This window comes from uncultured Nevskia sp. (assembly GCF_903885465.1).
Taxonomy (GTDB): Bacteria; Pseudomonadota; Gammaproteobacteria; order Nevskiales; family Nevskiaceae; genus Nevskia.
Window position 1 is genome coordinate 1 of sequence record NZ_CAISIQ010000038.1, and the last position, 17,808, is coordinate 17,808.

Here is a 17,808-nt window from a genome sequence, read left to right on the forward strand (position 1 = left end):
CCGCAGGGCACCCTGGCCGAGCGCATCCGCGCGGGCGGCGCCGGCATCCCGGCGTTCTACACGCGTACCGGCTACGGCACCAAGGTCGCCGAAGGCAAGGAAACGCGCGAGATGATCGGCACCGACGGCAAGCTGGATTGGTACGTGATGGAAACCGGGCTGACTGCCGACATCGCGCTGGTCAAGGCCTGGAAGGCGGATACCGAGGGCAACCTCGTCTACCGCAAGACCGCGCGCAACTTCAATCCGATGATCGCCACGGCCGGCCGCATCACCATTGCCGAGGTCGAGGAAATCGTCCAGCCGGGCGAACTCGATCCGAACCAGATCCACACGCCGGGCATCTTCGTCCAGCGCCTGGTGCTGGGCACCAACTACGTCAAGCACATCGAGCGCGTCACCACGCGGCCGCGCCCTGCTGCCGGTTCGTCAACTGGGGAGAACAAGTAATGGCCTGGACCCGCGATGAGATGGCCGCGCGCGCCGCGAAGGAACTGCGTGACGGCTTCTACGTGAACCTCGGCATCGGCATTCCGACCCTGGTCGCCAACATGATTCCCGACGGCATGGAGGTCACCCTGCAGAGCGAGAACGGCATGCTCGGCATGGGCCCGTTCCCGTTCGAGGGCGAGCAGGACGCCGACCTCATAAACGCCGGCAAACAGACCATCACCGAACTGGCTCAGACCAGCTATTTCTCGAGCGCAGACTCGTTCGGCATGATCCGCGGCGGCCACATCCAGCTGTCGATCCTCGGCGGCATGCAGGTCTCGGCCACTGGTGATCTCGCCAACTGGATGGTGCCCGGCAAGATGATCAAGGGCATGGGCGGCGCGATGGATCTGGTCGCTGGCGTGCCGCGCGTGGTCGTGGTCATGGACCATCGCGAGAAGGGTGGCGATGCCAAGTTCAAGCAGGCCTGCTCGCTGCCACTGACCGGCAAGGGCGTGGTCGATCTGCTGATCACCGATCTCGCGGTATTCGAGATCGATCGTCGCGGCGGCGGTGCGGTGCTCACCGAGATGGCGCCCGGCGTGACACTGGACGAGCTGCGTGCAGTGACGGAAGCCAACTTCAGCGTCGCGCTGCAGACGAGCTGATCAGCCGCTGGCCCCGTCGTTCTCCAGGTGAGACGGCGGGGCTGCTGCAGGCTGTTCGCACGTAGGGCGAGTCATCGGTAGTTGCGGTGAAACCTCGGTTCTGTGCAGGATTACGGCCCTGAGGTGCCCAAGCGTTCACGTTGCACTGCAGCATGTCGAACAACAGTTTTCCGACTGCAGCCGCTGGTCGGGAGGGCTGAAAACTTTTCGGCAAGAGCGCTTGCAAATCAAAGTTAATATGGCACCATACGATTACGGTGACACCTGAAACGTGTCAGCAGGAAGACATGTAGCAATGCGGTCTGCCCTGATTCCGGAAGCATCGGACCGGACCAAGGAACGGTAGGCACTCAGTGCCATCAGCATGCGAATGACGGATGACAAGGTCGGCGCAGCGAAGACCAAGTGGTTGCAAGTGCGCACGGAGAAAGCAAGCAGATGATTCCGAATGAGCGGGTCTTGAATCCAGACCTACAGATAGGCCAGTCCCGGGCAACCCCGAGTGACTCCATTCGAGAACTCCATTTCTGCTGCATTGCCGCAAATTCGATGAGTCGCGTCCAAATACTAGTAATGAGCCGTACCTAAGTTCGGGGACGGCTGATGGCACGCGTTCGATGTTTCGTGCCTGCAAAAAATAACGATCAGGCGTTCTCGCCATCCAGAGTTGCAACCATTTGTTAGGAGATAAATGATGCGCATCAGGAAATACGATTTCGATTTCTCGCGCCGGAAAATGATGCAGAACGTTGCTGCCGGTCTCGGCGGCGGTGTTCTGGCTCCGGTTTGGCCGACGATCGCCGCCACTGGCGAAGTCTCCAAGGCTTACCCAGATGAAGTGACTTCCATCGAAGTCAACACCAAGGGCAAGGTCAAGGTTGGCGATACGATCACTGCCGCCAACGTCGAGTACGTCAAGCATCTGCTTGATCCGATCTTCTTCGAACAGATCTCGAAGCATGGCCGCAAGGTCAAGATCCGTGCTCCCACCAAGAACATGACGGAGCTGTTCCCGCACGCCTACATGGAAGCCACGCTGAAGAATTACGGCAAGGCCAAGTTCGATGCGACCGGCAACGTCGTGGAAGCGGCGACTGGCGAGCCGTGGATCGGCGGCAACCCGTTCCCGGACATCAAGACCGGCGACGAAGGCATCGCCAACCTGACCCTGAGCTGGGGTCGCCACGACCTGTCGCAGTACGCCGTGCGTGACTTCGACGTCAACCCGGACGGCTCGCCCGCCTATACGTACGACTTCTTCTGGACCGAGCTGAACACCGCAGCCCGCGTCGGCAAGGAAAAGTACTTCCAGGGCAAGAAGGACATGCTGCGTTACCAGTCGGTGTTCTTCACGTCGCCGCAGGAGCAGGCCGGTGCCTCGTTCCTGGTGCCGTGGTACTACGACCAGCGCAAGTTTCCGGAAATCTACGGCTACCTGCCGCAGTTTCGTCGCGTTCGTCAGTTCCCGGCGAACCAGCGCTTCGAACCCCTGGTTCCGGGCATCACCCTGTTCCTGTCCGACGCCTGGGCAGCTGGTGATCCGATGCGCACCTGGGGCAACACCAAGATCGTCGGTCGCGAACCACATCTCGCAGCCCTCGGCGGCAACTTCCGTGGCGAAGAGCACCCGAACTGGGAAAACTCCAGCCGTCATGGCGGCCAGAAGGGCCAGACGTTCATGGACTACACCATGGAACTGGTGCCGGAATGCGTCGTCATCGAATCGGAGCCGACGGGTTACCCGCGTGCGCCAGTCGGCAAGAAGAAGATCTGGGTCGACGTCCGCAACGCGATGGTGATTGCGTACATCACCTACGATCGTCGTGGCGCCATCTGGAAGCAGGTGGATCCGGCATTCGGTCCGCAGGTGCAGGGCAAGTTCGTCAACAAGGATGAAACCGGCCACCCGGTCTGGACGTGGACTTCGGTGCACATCCATGACATCCAGTCGAACCGCATGTCGCTGCTGAACCACGTGAAGCAGATTTCCGGCGGCTACTCGAGCAACTACTACAACCCGTACGAAAAGTCCGTGTACGAGAAGTTCTGCACCCAGTCGGCCATCGCGCGACTGGGTACGGTCTGATCTTTCGGTAAGGGGATTGCACTCTCCGGTCGGCTGCGGCTGGCCGGAGAGCTTAGGAGAGTGTCTTGAAGGCAAAAATCATCGGTGCTCTTTGCGCCGCTGCGGTCAGCGCGGTCGCTGTGGTCAGCGTGGCTGCAGAGCAGGGGAAGGAAGGCGGCGTCATCAGCGTCAAGGCTTCAGGTATTCCTCACTCGGCCTTGTTTGGCCTCAGTTTCGATGCAGGTACCGGCGTTGCCGTCGGTATCAATGGTTCGGTGCTCACCTCCAAAGATGGCGGTGAGACCTGGGCACCGGAAAAGCAGGACGCGACCGATCTCGCGCTGCTGGCGGTTGCCCGTCGCGGTACGCATACGATTGCGGTTGGTCAGCTCGGTACGGTCATCGTCGAGTCGGCTCCCGCCACCTGGAAGAAGATCGACGCCGGCACTGAAGCACGGTTCCTGTCGGTCAGCGTCAACACCAGCGGCATTGCCGCTGCGGGCGGTGAATTCGGTCTGCTGCTCGGCTCAAATGACGGCGGCGAAACCTGGGCGAGCATTGCGCCGAACTGGGCCGACTACGCGGATGCCAACGTACCGGGCACCGGTGAGCCGACGGTCTATGCAGTCTATGTTTCGGAAGCCGGTGCAATTACCGTCGCTGGCGAATTCGGCTTGATCCTGCGTCGTGAACCAGGCTCCGAGACCTGGCGTGTGCTGAATCCGGTTACCGGCGGCACGCCGACGATTTTCGCGATCCATATCCCTGAGCAGGCCAACGGCAACAGCTACGCGGTCGGACAGGCGGGCGAGATTCTGATCTCGACTGACAACGGCGCGCGCTGGTTCCGTAACAAGGCCAATACCACATCGAATTTTCTGGGCGTTGCCGTGGCACCCGGTGGGCGGGTTGTCATCACCGGCATGCGCGTGATGGCTGCCAGCAGCAATGGCGGCATCAACTGGAAGTTCATTGAAGAAGGCGACACCACGACGGACTGGTATCAGGCGGTACGTACAGAAAAGAACACGGGGCAGGTGATGGCCGTGGGACACGCGGGACGAATCATCCGAATCAACGGTTGACGTCACTGCGAAAAGGCCGACGACCGCTCGCAATGCGAGTGTGCGATCGGCAGGGCGATCGGGAAACTCAGCGGGGGATAACAACATGAAGGTTTGCAACACGAAGTATTGCGCATTGATCGCGGCCGGCATCGCCGCTTTCGCGAGCGGCGGCGTGCAGGCCGCTGGCGGAGCAGGCTCGAAGTTTCTCGGTGCCGATTTCTCGTACAACGGCTTCATCCGCTTCGACGTGGCGTTCAGCACCGACGACCGCGTTCAGCAGGTCAACCAGTTCGGCGATCTTGCCAACGGCGTGCCGATCCGGCGCGAGCCCGGCAACCCGGCGCTGAACTACGCGGTTCCGCTGCAGCCGACCGACGCGCTGATCGGCCCGGCCGGCATCATTCCACTGTCCGGTATTGGTGTGCTGCCGCCGACACGCGGCGTCAGCAATCAGGTGGGTGTCAACGACACCGTTACCCGCTATGTGCCGCTGAAGAATCAGCTGCTGAACTATCACCTGCTGCGCTTCGAACTGACGCCGACGCTGGCCTGGGGTGACTGGTCGCTGATCACGCGTCTGCGTGCGACCTACGATCCGGACAACCTCGGCTATCTGGAATGGGATGCCAGCGGCTTCGACGATCTCAACGGCGGCTTCGATGGCGGCAGCACGCCGGACCGTCAGTTCCAGGGCAAGTCGGACAAGCTCGGCTATGCCGTCGACGGCAAGAAGAACCCGCTGTTCTTCGAGCGTTCCGGCCGCAACTACATGGTCGATCTGCCGGCCTTCTTCCTGCAGTGGAACAGCGGCAACACCACGGTGCGCGTCGGCAACCAGACCGTCGCCTGGGGTCAGCTGCTGTTCTTCCGCATCATGGACACGGCCAACGGTCTCGACCTTCGTCGCCACCTGATCCTCAATCGCGCGCTCGAGGAATACGCCGACGCCCGCGCTTCGGCCCCTGGCATTCGCATCACCAGCCAGATCACCGACACCGTCAGTGCTGATTTCTTCGCCCAGCAGTTCATTCCGACGGTGCTGAACAGCGTCAACACCTCGTACAACGTGGTGCCGTCGCAGTTCTACCTGCATGACCGCTACTGGCAGGACGAAGGCTACAAGCACGTCAACTACGGCATCCGCTTCAAGGGCGAATTCGGCAACTACAACCTGCAGGCGATGGCGACTCGTCGCTACAACCCGCTGGGTGCGATCCGCTGGACCCAGTCCGGCGTCAACAAGGCGCTGCCGAATTCGAACATCCTCGGTGCGGTGTTCAACCAGTACTGCAACGTGGTGCTCGGCACCGGCGGTCAGGGTTGCGGCCCGATCCTCGCCCAGACGCCGTTCGAAGCGTCCCCGGCCGGCGTGTTCAGCGCCGAGGAATGGTTCAACTACGCGGGCTACATCAAGCTCGATGCGATGGAAGGTCTCGACCGCGCCATCGACGAGTTCGATGCCTCGCAGATGCTGCTGGCCGCCCCGGCCAACGGCAATCACGAAGCGGCCGCCAACGAGCTGAGCGCCTTTTTCCAGGCCGGCGAAGGCCTGCACGGCCACATCGAACGCAAGTACTTCCTCGAGAACGTGTTCGGACTCGGCGGCGGCTACGTGACCGAAGCCGAGCCGGGCTCGATCTTCGACCAGGTCATCATGAATCTGGAAACGACGTTCACGCCGAAGCGCGTGTTCACGTCGCCCGATCTGCGTCAGGGCTTCGACAAGCGCAGCGAGATCCAGGTCGGCTTCGTCGCCGAAAAGTACCAGCGCTTCTCGACGGAAATTCCGGCCACCTACATGGTGTTCCAGTACCTGTGGCAGAAGGAGAGCGACCTCGTCGGCCTGCTCCTCGATGGCTACGGTGGCGAGAACTACAGTCGCCAGGGCATCAAGCTCGATCCGCACGTCCCGACCAGCACAACGCCGAAGACGGCGCCGGGCATCAAGGGCGGCGCCAACTACGTCGTGCTGGCCGCACTGCAGCCGTTCCCGAACTACATCTGGGAACTCAGCGCCGCAACGCTGATCGACGTTCAGGGTGGCGTGCTGTTCCAGCCGGGCCTGCAGTGGAAGCCGCGCGGCAACATCACGGTCAACATGTTCTACAACCTGGTGCTCGACAACGCCTGGGGCAACAACCCCAACAAGAACCTCGTGCACCTGATCAGCCAGACCAACGAGCTGGCCCTGCGTCTCGGCTACCAGTTCTGATCCGTCGTACGCGGTATCTGCCGAACTTGCTGCTGCTGAATCCGCTGTAACGCGACTCGGTCCGGATGGCGCCACGCCATCCGGACCGCTTTTGAAGCACCGCTGCAAGCTTGGTCGTCAACCTTCTGCCGATGTCGCGGAAGGGAAAGCCGCCAAGCCCGCGCTGCCGGACTCATGGCTACTGCCAGGGCCCGGCCGCTCTTCCTACATCGATTCCAAGATTGACTGCCATGACCCAAGCATCAACTCAACCTCCACTTCGTTTCCGCGTGGCCAAATGGGTCATGGACCATCGCTTCATGGTCTCCATCTGGTTCGTGGTAGTCACGCTGGCCTTCGCTGCCGGCATTCCGCGCGTGATGATCAAGACCGTGTTCGCCGACCTGCTGCCGCAGGATGACGAGTTCGTGAAGATCTACAACGCTCATCCGAACTTCGGCAATCCGCTGACCATGTTCGTGATGGTCAAGCGCAAGAACGGCGATATCTATCACGCCGATACCTTGCAGAAGGTCTGGGATCTGACCCGCAACATCGATCTCACCGACGGTGTCGATCACGATCAGATCATCTCGATCTCGACCGAAAAGCTGCGCTACGTCGAAGCTACGCCGGAAGGTGTGGACGTGCGTCCGCTGATGGGTGATGCGGTGCCGAAGGACGAAGCAGAGGTTGCTGACTTCAAGCGTCGTGTCGCCCAGTCACCGAACGCGCGCAACTTCTACGTGTCGGCGGATGGTTAGTCGACCTTGATCAGTGCCACGTTCCAGACCACGCTCGATTACGGCGTGGCCTTCAATTACGTCGACGGCCTGGTCAAGGCCGCTGCCGACGAGAATCACGAAATCTTCCTGGCGGGCCAGCCGGCCCTGACCGGTTGGGTCTACAAGTTCCAGCACCAGACCTACATGATCTTCGGCGTGACCATCGCGCTGCTGATCATCGCGCTGGTGCTGTACATGCGTAACGTTGCCGGCGTGGTCACGCCGATCGTCTGCGCCGCGATGGCCGGCGTCTGGGGCTTCGGCTTCATCGGCTGGACCGGCTACAAGGTCGAACCGCTGCTGATGATCGTGCCCTTGCTGCTGGTGGCGCGAACCTTCTCGCATTGCATTCAGTTCACCGAACGCTATTACGAAATCCTCAAGCACATCGGTGACAAGCGGAAGTCCGCCGAAATCACCATGGGCGTGATGATGGCGCCATCGATCCTCGGCATCATGACCGACGTGTTCGGCATCATCTTCATCGCCATCGCGCCGATTCACACGATGTTCGCCCACGCCCTGTTCTGCGGCGCCTGGGCGCTGTGGATCATCCCGACCGGCGTGTTCCTGATCTCGATCCTGCTGTCGTACCTGCCGCTGCCGAAGAACATCGACCGCATTGCCGGTGGCGATGGCAAGGAAACCGGTATCCACGCATTCCAGGGCAACCTGCTGCGCGGTATTGCCAAGCTCACCTACGGCAAGCCGGCGATCTACACCTCGATCTTCACCGTGCTGCTCGGTATCTGGGGCATCTGGGCATCGTTCGAGATCAAGATCGGCAACCCGGTCGAAGGCTCGAACCTGCTGCACTACGACTCCGAGTTCAACACGGCGATCCGCGCGATCAATGCCCACTTCCCGGGCACCAACACGCTGGAAATCGTCATCGAGGCGAAGAACGACAAGGACGGCACCAACCGTATCGCGCTGTCGCCGGAAGCGATGATCATCCGTTCGAAGATCCAGGCGATCGTCGAGTCCGATCCGGTTCTGAAGCCGCGCGCCACGCTGTCGTTCAGCGATTACATGTACGAAGGCAATCGCCTGTTCTCCGGCGGCAACCCGCAGTGGCTGCCGGTCGATCCGAACAAGCGCGCTGCGTTCAGTGCCGGCTCGGCCGTGTTGTTCGGCTCCACGCCGCTGAACTTCGGCAACGTGATGGATTTCGAAGCCCAGCACTCCACCGTGTCGCTGTGGTACGCCGACAACAAGCAGGAAACGGTTGATGCGGCACTGGCCAGCGCCAAGCGTGCGGTCGATATCGTCGGCGTCGATCATCCGGGCTTCACGGTTCGCCTCGGCACCGGCTTCATCGCGCTGCAGCAGGCGATGAACAACGTCGTCCATCGCTACCACTGGTTCATCCTGGGTTGCGTCAACGTCGCCATCGCCGTGATTGCTGGTTACGCCTACCGCTCGCTGATGGCAGCGATTCTGCTGCTGATCCCGGTGAACCTGTCGAACTTCCTGCTCAATGCCGCGATGTACTCGCTCGGCATCGGTCTGGACATCAACGCGGTGATCGTGGCGGTCATGGGCGTCGGCGTCGGTATCGACTACGGCATCTATCTCTTGTCTCGAATCTGCGAGGAGTACTCCGCACAAGGCAAGAACTGGGAGAAGGCGATCACCACCGCGTTGACCACTACTGGCAAGGCGATCATGTTCACCGCCTCGATCATGCTGGCCGGCATCCTGCCTTGGTACTTCCTGTCCGAGTTCAAGTTCATGGCCGACATGGGCATGCTCCTGGTCGCGATCATGCTGATCAACATGGTGCTTTCGCTGGTCGTGCTACCGCTCATCATCTGGTTGGTGAAGCCCAGCTTCGCGGGCCGTGAAGATCTGGCGGTTGGTGAGAACATCGACCTTTCGCAGTTCATGAAGGACGACGCGAAGCCGCACACAGTCTGACGCTGCGCAGTACCACAGGCGGCAGCTCAGGCGGACAGGCCTGAGCTGCCGCCTTTTTTTGTGGATGGAGAAAATCATGGTTCGAGCCCATACGAAGCCCGCTTCGGCGAAGCCGTTTTTGCACCTGCTGTCGACCTCGCTGCTGTCTCTGAGCTTCGGCAGCATCGCGACGGCGCAGGAACCCGTGCCTGTCGTATCCATTCCGCCAGCGTCGGAAGCCCCGGTCGCTGCGACTGAGTCCGAGCCTGTCATTCGGGTGATTTCGGTGCCGCCGTCGGCGCAGCCGCTGATCCATGAGGCAGCTCCGAGAACCGCGCCGGAACAGGTCATCGAACAGCTTCCTGGACAGGTGACGGAGCAGCTGCCGACACCGATCCAGCCGCCGTTGCTGGAAGCCAGCCCGGCACCGGTACCCGAAGCACCCGCACTGCCAGTGATGGCCGAGGAAGTTGCGCCGACGGCCTCGGCCAAACCGTCAGCGAAGCTGCCGTTGCTGGTGTTCAAAAGCCCGCAGGCCCTGCGTTTTTCGGTCTATCAGCGGCTCGCTGAAGCTGATCAGCTGGCGGATGCGCTGGCGACGCCGATGACCGGGCGAGTGAACCTGTATGCCGATGCCTCCGGTCTGAACAAGGTCAGCATCACCAGTCTGAGCATTCGCATCGACGAACAAGCGGTGTTCGATCGGCCGCTGCAGGCTGCGGAAATCAGCGCACTGGCGGAACGACGCGACCCGCTGCGGCTGGGCCGCACCCGCCTGACCACCGGCCTTCATCGCGTGCAGGCCACCGTCGTCGTTGCGGCCGAGGCTCCGGGCGAGCCGCTGCAACTGAACATCGACCAGAGCCTCGAACTGGCCGCTACCGGCAGCGATCTGGAACTGCGGGTCGAATCCGGAACCATCGGCAAGCCCAGCCTGGTGTTCCGCCGTCTGCAGCGCGACGAAACCCAGAAGACTTCGGTGATCAGCGGCTCGCTCGAAGCGCTCGGCGTCAACGTCGGCGTCATCCACTATCCGCCCGGTGCCGATAACGATCCGGCGCTGGGCCACGCTCGTACTCTGGGCCGCATGGGACAGCCCGCGAATGGCCTCGTTGCACTGCTGGCCGACGCGGTGCAGGCCGGGCCGAGCGGTCATTTCGAACCACCATACTGGCTGGCGCAGGCCGCACTGCTGCGTGAGCTGGGCGTGCTCGACCGGGCACAGGCGATCTGCGATCAGCTCGATGCTGCCAAGGTGGCCGGCGCTGCCGTGGCGACCGAACGGCTGCTGATTGCCGAAGCCCGCTACTCCGCCGGTGACTACTCGGCGGCGGAAGCCCAGCTGGCGCTGTCGAAGCGCCTGTTGCCCGAGTATCGCCAGGCCGACTGGCGCAACATCAGCGGCCTGATCGAGCTGGCGCGGCTGCGGCCGGGCGATGCGACCGACACCCTGAAGATTGCCAACAGCGAATCGATCGAAGCCTTCCGCTACATGGCGGCGTCGACCGAAGCGCTGCGCGCCACCGCTTATGGCCGCTACAACCTGGCGATCGCGATGATCCGCAACGGTGATGTCGCCCGCGCCCGAAGCTGGCTGGATCTGCTCGGCCGCACTACGCCCACCGACCCCGAACTGCTCGAACTGCGCGACAAGGCCAATCTGTCGCTCGGCTGGCAATTCCTGAAGGAGAAGCAGGGTCGTACCGCGCTCGGCGTGCTCGGCCGCGTGCGCAGCGATGGTCTGTCGTCGAACCGTGCACTGCTCGGCATGGGCTGGGCGCAGCTGGCGCCGAACGGCGAGCGCCTGCCGCGCGTGACCTTGCGCAACGAAGCGCCGCGGGCGCCGGATCAGATCAATGACCTGCCGGCACCGCTGCGCAACTCGCTGGCGCGGCTCAAGGTGCTGGAGCCGGAACTGACCAACAAGCTCGGCCCGGTCAGCTTTGAGCGCGACGATCCGCCCAAGGATCGCAACGACGGTCTGCGCCGCGCGATCATCGTCTGGAGCGCGCTGCTGGGTCGCGACGAGCGTGATCCTTCGGTGATCGAAGCCAAGCTGGCGATCGCCCACGCGCAGGATCAGCTGCGCGACATCGGCGCCGCCCGGACCGGCTATACCGACACGCTGACCAGCCTGCGCAACACCGATGCAGCGATCGAACGCGACGCCGCGTTCGTCCAGGCGGGCGAGCTTGTTGCCGCGCTGTCGGCGATCGATCCTGCCGACGATGCCGCGCTGTACGGGCTGATGGATCGTCTGCGCCTGGAGCCGGGCAACGACACCACGGCGCTGTACGCGGCGATCGGCGATCAGCGTGAATATCGTCAGTTGGCTGTTTCCCTGCAGGCTGCGACAGCGCGTCTGACGGCGCTACCGGCCAGCGAAGCCTCGGCGGCCTTGCTGGCCAAGCTCGAGCTGGCCAGCCGGCAGATCGCGCTGGTTCAGCACGATGCCGAAGTGCTGGTTGGCCAGCGGGCGCTGCTGCAGCTGCAGAGCCATCGCAAGGTGGTCGGCGACTACATGAAGACGGCGCTGCTGCTCGCGGCACGTGCCGAGGACACGCCGGCCATCGAACTGCGCAACAGCGAGACTGCACCCACGCCCTGAGCAGCCAGCCTCGAGCTGACGGGCAAAAAGAAAGGCCGGGACTCTCGCGAGTCCCGGCCTTTTTCATAGCGCTACTAAAAGCTTCAGACGCGCTCGAAGATCGCCGCAATGCCCTGGCCGCCGCCGATGCACATGGTCACCAGCGCGTAACGGCCGCCGGTGCGATGCAGTTCGTGGATCGCCTTGGTGGTGATGATCGCGCCGGTCGCGCCGACCGGATGGCCGAGCGAGATGCCCGAGCCGTTCGGGTTGAGCTTGGCCGGGTCGAAGCCCAGTTCCTGTGCCACGGCGCAGGCCTGCGCCGCGAACGCTTCGTTGGCTTCGATCACGTCCATATCACTGACCTTCAGGCCAGCCTTGGCGAGCGCGATCTTCGATGCCGGGACCGGGCCGATGCCCATGTATTCCGGCTCGACACCGGCATGGCCGTAGGACACCAGGCGAGCCAGCGGCTTGAGACCGAGCGCGGCAGCGCGGCCGGCTTCGGCGAGCACCACGGCGGCAGCGCCGTCGTTGATGCCCGAAGCATTGCCGGCGGTGACCAGACCATCCTTCTTGAACACGGCCTTCATCTTGGCCAGCGTCTCGACGCTGACGTCGCCACGCACGTTCTCGTCGGTATCGAACTGGATCGGGCCCTTGCGGGTGGCGATCTCGACCGGAACGATCTGGCCCTTGAAGCGGCCTTCGGCAATCGCCTTGCTGGCGCGCTGCTGACTGGTCACAGCCAGCGCGTCCTGCATCTCGCGGGTGATGCCGTAACGGGCGGCCACGTTCTCGGCGGTGATGCCCATGTGGATGGCATGGAACGGGTCGTGGAGGATGCCAGTCATGTAGTCGAGCATCTTGGCGTCGCCCATGCGTGCGCCCCAGCGACCGGCCGGCAGCAGGTAGGGGCCGCGGCTCATCGCTTCGGCGCCCGCGCCGATGGCGACATCGCAGTCGCCGAGCAGGATCGCCTGCGCTGCCGAAATGATCGCCTGCACGCCGGAGCCGCAGAGGCGGTTGACGTTGAACGCCGGGGTTTCCTTCGGAATGCCGGCTTCCACCGCAGCAACGCGGCCGAGGTAGGCATCGCGCGGCTCGGTCGGGATGACGTTGCCCATCACCATGTGGCCGACTTCTTTCGGATCGACGCCGGCATGTGCCAGGGCAGCCTTGACCGCCGTCGTTGCCAGCGTCGTCAGCGGCACATCCTTCAGCGTGCCGCCGAAGCTGCCGATCGCCGTGCGCATTGCACCAACCACTACCACTTCACGCTTGGACATCGTGTTCTCCTGAATGAAAGTCGGGCCTCATGCGGAGGCGCGAACAAAGACAAATTCGATTTCACGCAAAGGCGCAAAGACGCGAAGAAAGAAAATCAAACTCTGTTTTGCTTTTCTTGGCGCCTTTGCGTGAGACGGATGTTGATTTTCAACGGGCTCAGACCGGATCCCAGGTGAACACGTCACCTGAACGGTGCAGCGGATAGAAATCGTTCTGGAACTGCGGGAACACCCGCTCGACGATCGCTTCCGGCGTCCAGCCTTCGGCCGTGTGCGCGGTGCGGATCGGACGCGGCTGGCTGAACAGATAGATTTCATTGTTGCGCACGCCGAAGATCTGGCCGGACACGCTCTTCGCCGCATCAGACGCCAGCGCAACCACGAATGGCGCGATCTTCTCAGGAATCAGCTTCTTCAGGCCTTCGACGCGCTTCTTCTGCTCCGGCGTCTCGTCCGGAATCGAGCTGACCATGCGCGTCCACGCGAACGGTGCGATGGCGTTGGAACGCACGCCGAAGCGCTGCATGTCCAGCGCAATCGCCTTCGACAGGCCGACGATGCCGAGCTTCGCCGCGCAGTAGTTGGCCTGGCCGAAGTTGCCGACCAGACCGGAGGTCGAGGTCATGTGGATGAAGCTGCCCGAGCCCTGTTCCTTGAAGTAAGGCGCGGCAGCGCGGCTGGTGTTCCACGAGCCTTTCAGATGCACGGCGATCACCGCGTCGAACTCTTCCTCGCTCATCTTGTGGAAGATCACGTCGCGCAAGTTGCCGGCGTTGTTGACCACGATGTCGATGCGGCCGAAGGCGCTGCGCGCGGCTTCGATCATCGCTTGCGCGCCTTCGAAGCTGGCCACCGAATGGGTATCGGCAACGGCATCGCTGCCCAGTTCCTTGATCTCGCGGACGACGCTGTCGGCCGGCGATTCGCCGCCGGCCTCGCCCGTCAGGGACACGCCGAGATCATTGACGACGACCTTGGCGCCGGCCTTGGCCAGTTCCAGTGCGATGCCACGGCCAATGCCGCGACCGGCACCGGTGACGAGGGCGACCTTGCCAGCCAGCAGGCCCTGAGGAGAAGGGTTCGACATGATTCGGATTCCTGGTTGAGGGACGGCGTAAGGGTGGGTTCGAAGCTCAGAGCCGGCCGGAGATGTCGGCCCAGCGCGCTTCCAGGGATTCACGGAAAGCCGGCGCGGCAACGGCGATCAGCGCTCGCGCACGTTCGTGGATCGACGAGCCGCGCAGCGCCGCGACGCCATGCTCGGTGACCACGTAATCGGCGCAGTGACGAGGCAGGGCGACCATGCCGCGATCGAAGCTGCCGACGATGCGGGTGTAGCGGCCATCGTCAGTTGCCGCCGGCAGCGCGACGATCGAGCGGCCACCGTTCGACAGCTGCGCGCCGGCGACGAAAGCCGGCAAACCGCCGACGCCCGCCATCAACTTGCCGTTGAGGCTGTCAGCGTTGACCTGGCCGAACAGATCGACTTCCACTGCGGAGTTGATCGCGCAGAAGTTGTCGATCGCGGCGATCCGGCGAATGTCGTGGGTTTCCGACACCGGACGGAAGAAGTAGCTGTCGTCTTTCTCCAGCCGCGCGTAGAACGCTGCATCGCCGAGCGCGACACCGGCATCGATCGCGCCTTTCGCGGCAATCGCGCCGGCATCGACGAGCTTCGACACCGCTTCGGTGGCCATGCCGGACCAGATGCGCAGGCCGCGATGGTTGGCGAGGGCAGCGAGGATCGCGCCCGGCAGCTTGCCGACGCCGAATTCCAGGGTATCGCCGTCCCGCACCAGGCTGGCGACGAGGGCCGCGTGCTGCTCGATCGCTGGATTCGTGCTGCCGGCGTCGTAATGAACCAGCGCGCTATCGGCTTCGAAGTACCCGTCGACCTCGGCGAGCTTCACCGAGAACGAGCCGCGGGTGCGCGGAACATTCGGATTGATGTGCAGGATGCGGCGTCTGGCCTTGACCCAGACCGCGGGATGGAAATCGCTGCTGGGGCCAAAGCTGCAACGGCCCTCTGCATCCGGTGGGCTGACCTGAGCGATCACGAGATCGATGTCAGCGGCGCGGGCGACGAGGTCACGGTAGATGCCCGGGTAATCGAGCGTGGCCAGTTCGGCACGGCCGTCGGCGAGGCCGGGGCGCAGGCCCGGTGTCATCACATAGCCGCGCTGACGGGCTTCGGGATGCAGGCCGAGGTAGTCGCTGCGGTTGATACCCGGGAAATGCAAGCCGGTGAAGCAGACGCCGGCAGCCTTGTCGGGGGCGGCCTTCAGCGCTGCGTAAAAGGCGAGACTTTCACCCGCAAGGCCAGGCACGAACACGGTCATGCCGGGCTGCAGTGAGGCGACGATGTCCTCGACCTTGAAGATCGGCGGCATGGTCATCAGAGCGCAGCCGCGAGTTCGGCGCTGCCGGTGATGATCACCGTGCCGGCCGGATCGATGGCTTCCAGCGCCAGGCGCAGGTGGCCGTCATCCGGTTGACCCTCGGCGACATCAGCAAGACGCGCGCGGCAACGCAGCGAGGTGTTGACCGGCAGGATCGCCGCGAAGCGGGCATCGAACTTCAGCAGTGCGCGATTGGCGAAGCGGCTGCTGAGCAAACGACCGAGCAGCGCCATGCTGAGCATGCCGTGAACGATCACGTCGGCGAAACCGGCTTTCTGGGCGAAGGCCGGATCGAGATGCAGCGGATTGGTATCGCCCGAAGCTTCCGCGTACTGGGCAAGCATCTCGCGGGTGATCGGCCCGGTTTCGTATTCGGCGAGAACGGTGTTCATATCGTTCATGCCGCCACCGCCGGCTTCGGATTGCGGACCAGCACCACCTGACGCGAACGGCCGAGCAGGCCGCGCTCGGCGTGGCTGATGGTCGATTCGATGACGATGAATTCCATCAGGCCGTTCTTGCGTTCGTAGATGTCCGACACCTTGCGGACCACATCCAGCTGATCGCCGGCGAGAATCGGGCTGACGTAGTCGAACTGCTGTTCGGCGTGCAGCACGCGGCGCAGATCGACCGCCAGCGTGTCGAGGATGCGCCGCGAGCTGTTGTGCTCACCTTCGACCATCTTCATGAAGGTGGGCGGCGCCACGCGCACATCGCCGCCCGTCTCGCCGATCGCCGCGCGAAACTTGGCGATCCGCTCTGGCGTGGCTTCGACAGTAAACGCCGGCAGGCTGTAGCCGACGTGGGCGCGATCGATCGCCATCAGGCAGCGACCGGGGCCGACGCCGTGCGCGGTGCGAACCAGGCATCGACGGCAGCCAAGGTCACGGCATCGCCATCGGCGGCCTTGCGCAGCGCGTCGACGCCGATCTGCGTTGCATAGGTATACGGGCCGCCGGCGTAGGACGGGAACAGCCCGGCCGAGACGACGGCGACATCAGCCAGCGTGGTTTCTTCGACCTTGCCCGCCTTCCAGACGCGCAGCGCAGCCAGGGTCGCAACGGCGAGCTTGGTTGCTTCGGCAGCGCTGGCGGTGCCGGCATTGGCGGCGCGCAGCTGCGGCAGCAGCGCATCGTCACCGACGGCGAGCACCGAGTCCTTGGCCAGCAAACCAAGCTTCGCGGCTTTCTGACGATTCAGGAACAAGGTGCGGACCATGTTGCCGGCGACGCTGTCGCGCATCAGCTCGACGAAGATGTCCATCTCGCGATCGCTGGCCTGGGTCAGCGGCAGATTCCAGCCGCCAACCACGCAGTCGATGATCGCGTGATAGGCCGGGTAGTACTGCAGCTGGTAGTCACTGATGCCGACGGCCTTGGCGATGTCGGCAATGATCGCCGGGCTTTTGAAGTCGAACGGCGCGGCATCGAACGAGGCGCCGTGGCGATCCCAGAGCGCGCGCGGCTGCGGCATCGACTTGGCGATTTCCTTGGCCTTGGCGATCAGCTGATCGGCCGGGACGACCGCGTCGACCAGCTTCAGCTTGAGCGCTTCGGCGGGGCCGACCGGATCGCCGGTCAGCAGCATGTTCAGGCCCTTGGCGGTGCCGACCAGACGCGGCAGGCGCTGCGTGCCGCCAGCGCCCGGCAGCAGGCCGAGCTTGATTTCCGGCAAGCCGAGCTGCACGGTCTTTTCATCGTCCAGCACCACGCGGGCGTGGCAGGCCATCGCGACTTCCAGACCACCGCCCAGCGCCAGGCCATTGATGGCGGCGACATAGGGCTTGGTCGACAGTTCGAGACGGCGGAACAGCCGGCCGAGGTGGCCGAACAGTTCATTGAGTTGGGGAACGGCATCGACCTTCGCTCGCTCGGTGAAGACCCGGATCATGTCCAGATCGGCACCGGCGAGGAAGGCAGACTTGCCCGAGGTCAGCACCACACCCTTCACGGCAGCATCGCCTGCGACCTCAGTCAGCAGGCTTTCGAGCGAATCCATCATGGCGCGCGAGAACACGTTCATCGTGCGGCCCTGCATGTCGATACGGGCGACGAGAATGCCGTCGGCGTCGAGTTCGGTCGTGATGTTGCTGTCGTTAAGCATGTCGGGGCTCTGGGGGCTGGCTCGGGTTTTCAACTAAAACGATCTGCGATCAGGCGAACTTCTTGAAGTCCGGCTTGCGCTTCTCGTTGAAGGCGGCAACGCCTTCCTTCGATTCATCGCTCATGTAGTAGCCCTTCACTGCGGCCACGCCCATGAAGCTGATGCCGCGGATGTTTTCGCTGTCGGCGTTGAACGAACGCTTGGCGATGGCGATCGCGGTCGGGCTCATGAAGTTGATCTCGGCGGCCCAGGCTTCGCACTCGGCGTCGAGCTGGTCGTGCGGCACCACCTTGTTCACGAGGCCCATGTCCATCGCTTCCTGC

15 protein-coding genes are annotated in these 17,808 nt (G+C 63.3%); 8 read left to right on the plus strand and 7 right to left on the minus strand.

Annotation, left to right across the window (positions count from 1 at the left end):
* The 8 genes from QZY06_RS01360 to QZY06_RS01395 form a co-directional block, all read left to right on the plus strand.
* Positions 1-450: CoA transferase subunit A (locus tag QZY06_RS01360; protein ID WP_295679206.1), on the plus strand; the 450-nt coding region annotated here is incomplete at its 5' end.
* On the plus strand, positions 450-1,100 hold the full coding sequence (locus QZY06_RS01365) for a 3-oxoacid CoA-transferase subunit B (RefSeq protein WP_295679207.1): 651 nt from the start codon (positions 450-452) through the stop codon (positions 1,098-1,100). The genes QZY06_RS01360 and QZY06_RS01365, both read left to right, overlap by 1 nt.
* A gap of 694 nt (positions 1,101-1,794) precedes the next feature.
* Positions 1,795-3,186, plus strand: a complete 1,392-nt coding sequence (locus QZY06_RS01370; protein WP_295679210.1) for a DUF1329 domain-containing protein — start codon at positions 1,795-1,797, stop codon at positions 3,184-3,186.
* 65 nt (positions 3,187-3,251) lie between these two features.
* Entirely contained in the window at positions 3,252-4,250 is a 999-nt protein-coding gene (locus QZY06_RS01375; RefSeq protein WP_295679213.1) for a hypothetical protein, read from the plus strand.
* Positions 4,251-4,335: 85 nt separating this feature from the next.
* A complete protein-coding gene (locus QZY06_RS01380; protein WP_295679216.1) occupies positions 4,336-6,444 on the plus strand; it encodes a DUF1302 family protein in 2,109 nt (702 codons plus the stop codon).
* A gap of 269 nt (positions 6,445-6,713) precedes the next feature.
* A complete protein-coding gene (locus QZY06_RS01385) occupies positions 6,714-7,187 on the plus strand; it encodes a hypothetical protein (RefSeq protein WP_295679219.1) in 474 nt (157 codons plus the stop codon).
* Positions 7,188-7,193: 6 nt separating this feature from the next.
* The gene (locus QZY06_RS01390; protein ID WP_295679222.1) at positions 7,194-9,128 is read left to right on the plus strand and encodes an MMPL family transporter; all 1,935 of its coding nucleotides are present in this window, start codon (positions 7,194-7,196) and stop codon (positions 9,126-9,128) included.
* Positions 9,129-9,204: 76 nt separating this feature from the next.
* Positions 9,205-11,715: a hypothetical protein gene (locus QZY06_RS01395; protein WP_295679224.1), complete on the plus strand. Its 2,511-nt coding sequence runs from the start codon at positions 9,205-9,207 to the stop codon at positions 11,713-11,715.
* A gap of 83 nt (positions 11,716-11,798) precedes the next feature.
* Here the strand turns inward: QZY06_RS01395 and QZY06_RS01400 are convergent, their stop codons facing one another.
* The 7 genes from QZY06_RS01400 to QZY06_RS01430 all read right to left on the minus strand — a co-directional run.
* Entirely contained in the window at positions 11,799-12,983 is a 1,185-nt protein-coding gene (locus tag QZY06_RS01400; RefSeq protein WP_295679226.1) for an acetyl-CoA C-acyltransferase family protein, read from the minus strand.
* A gap of 157 nt (positions 12,984-13,140) precedes the next feature.
* Positions 13,141-14,070, minus strand: a complete 930-nt coding sequence (locus QZY06_RS01405; protein ID WP_295679228.1) for an SDR family NAD(P)-dependent oxidoreductase — start codon at positions 14,068-14,070, stop codon at positions 13,141-13,143.
* Between the two features lie 46 nt (positions 14,071-14,116).
* Positions 14,117-15,379 carry an acetyl-CoA hydrolase/transferase C-terminal domain-containing protein gene (locus QZY06_RS01410; RefSeq protein ID WP_295679230.1) on the minus strand — a complete coding sequence of 421 codons (1,263 nt, stop codon included), beginning with the start codon at positions 15,377-15,379 and terminating at the stop codon, positions 14,117-14,119.
* Entirely contained in the window at positions 15,379-15,783 is a 405-nt protein-coding gene (locus QZY06_RS01415) for a MaoC/PaaZ C-terminal domain-containing protein (protein WP_295679232.1), read from the minus strand. Before QZY06_RS01415 ends, QZY06_RS01410 begins: the two co-directional genes overlap by 1 nt.
* Positions 15,780-16,205, minus strand: a complete 426-nt coding sequence (locus QZY06_RS01420; RefSeq protein ID WP_295679235.1) for a MaoC family dehydratase N-terminal domain-containing protein — start codon at positions 16,203-16,205, stop codon at positions 15,780-15,782. Before QZY06_RS01420 ends, QZY06_RS01415 begins: the two co-directional genes overlap by 4 nt.
* On the minus strand, positions 16,205-17,485 hold the full coding sequence (locus QZY06_RS01425) for an enoyl-CoA hydratase-related protein (protein WP_295679237.1): 1,281 nt from the start codon (positions 17,483-17,485) through the stop codon (positions 16,205-16,207). Before QZY06_RS01425 ends, QZY06_RS01420 begins: the two co-directional genes overlap by 1 nt.
* A 49-nt stretch (positions 17,486-17,534) precedes the next feature.
* Positions 17,535-17,808: enoyl-CoA hydratase-related protein (locus QZY06_RS01430; protein ID WP_295679239.1), on the minus strand; the 274-nt coding region annotated here is incomplete at its 5' end.

Bases quoted from the DNA above. Each gene is read 5' to 3' on its own strand.
- QZY06_RS01365 (WP_295679207.1), top strand. From the start codon at position 450: ATGGCCTGGACCCGCGATGAGATGGCCGCGCGCGCCGCGAAGGAACTG.
- QZY06_RS01370 (WP_295679210.1), top strand. From the start codon at position 1,795: ATGCGCATCAGGAAATACGATTTCGATTTCTCGCGCCGGAAAATGATG.
- QZY06_RS01380 (WP_295679216.1), top strand. From the start codon at position 4,336: ATGAAGGTTTGCAACACGAAGTATTGCGCATTGATCGCGGCCGGCATC.
- QZY06_RS01395 (WP_295679224.1), top strand. From the start codon at position 9,205: ATGGTTCGAGCCCATACGAAGCCCGCTTCGGCGAAGCCGTTTTTGCAC.
- QZY06_RS01400 (WP_295679226.1), bottom strand. From the start codon at position 12,983: ATGTCCAAGCGTGAAGTGGTAGTGGTTGGTGCAATGCGCACGGCGATC.
- QZY06_RS01405 (WP_295679228.1), bottom strand. From the start codon at position 14,070: ATGTCGAACCCTTCTCCTCAGGGCCTGCTGGCTGGCAAGGTCGCCCTC.
- QZY06_RS01410 (WP_295679230.1), bottom strand. From the start codon at position 15,379: ATGACCATGCCGCCGATCTTCAAGGTCGAGGACATCGTCGCCTCACTG.
- QZY06_RS01415 (WP_295679232.1), bottom strand. From the start codon at position 15,783: ATGAACGATATGAACACCGTTCTCGCCGAATACGAAACCGGGCCGATC.
- QZY06_RS01420 (WP_295679235.1), bottom strand. From the start codon at position 16,205: ATGGCGATCGATCGCGCCCACGTCGGCTACAGCCTGCCGGCGTTTACT.
- QZY06_RS01425 (WP_295679237.1), bottom strand. From the start codon at position 17,485: ATGCTTAACGACAGCAACATCACGACCGAACTCGACGCCGACGGCATT.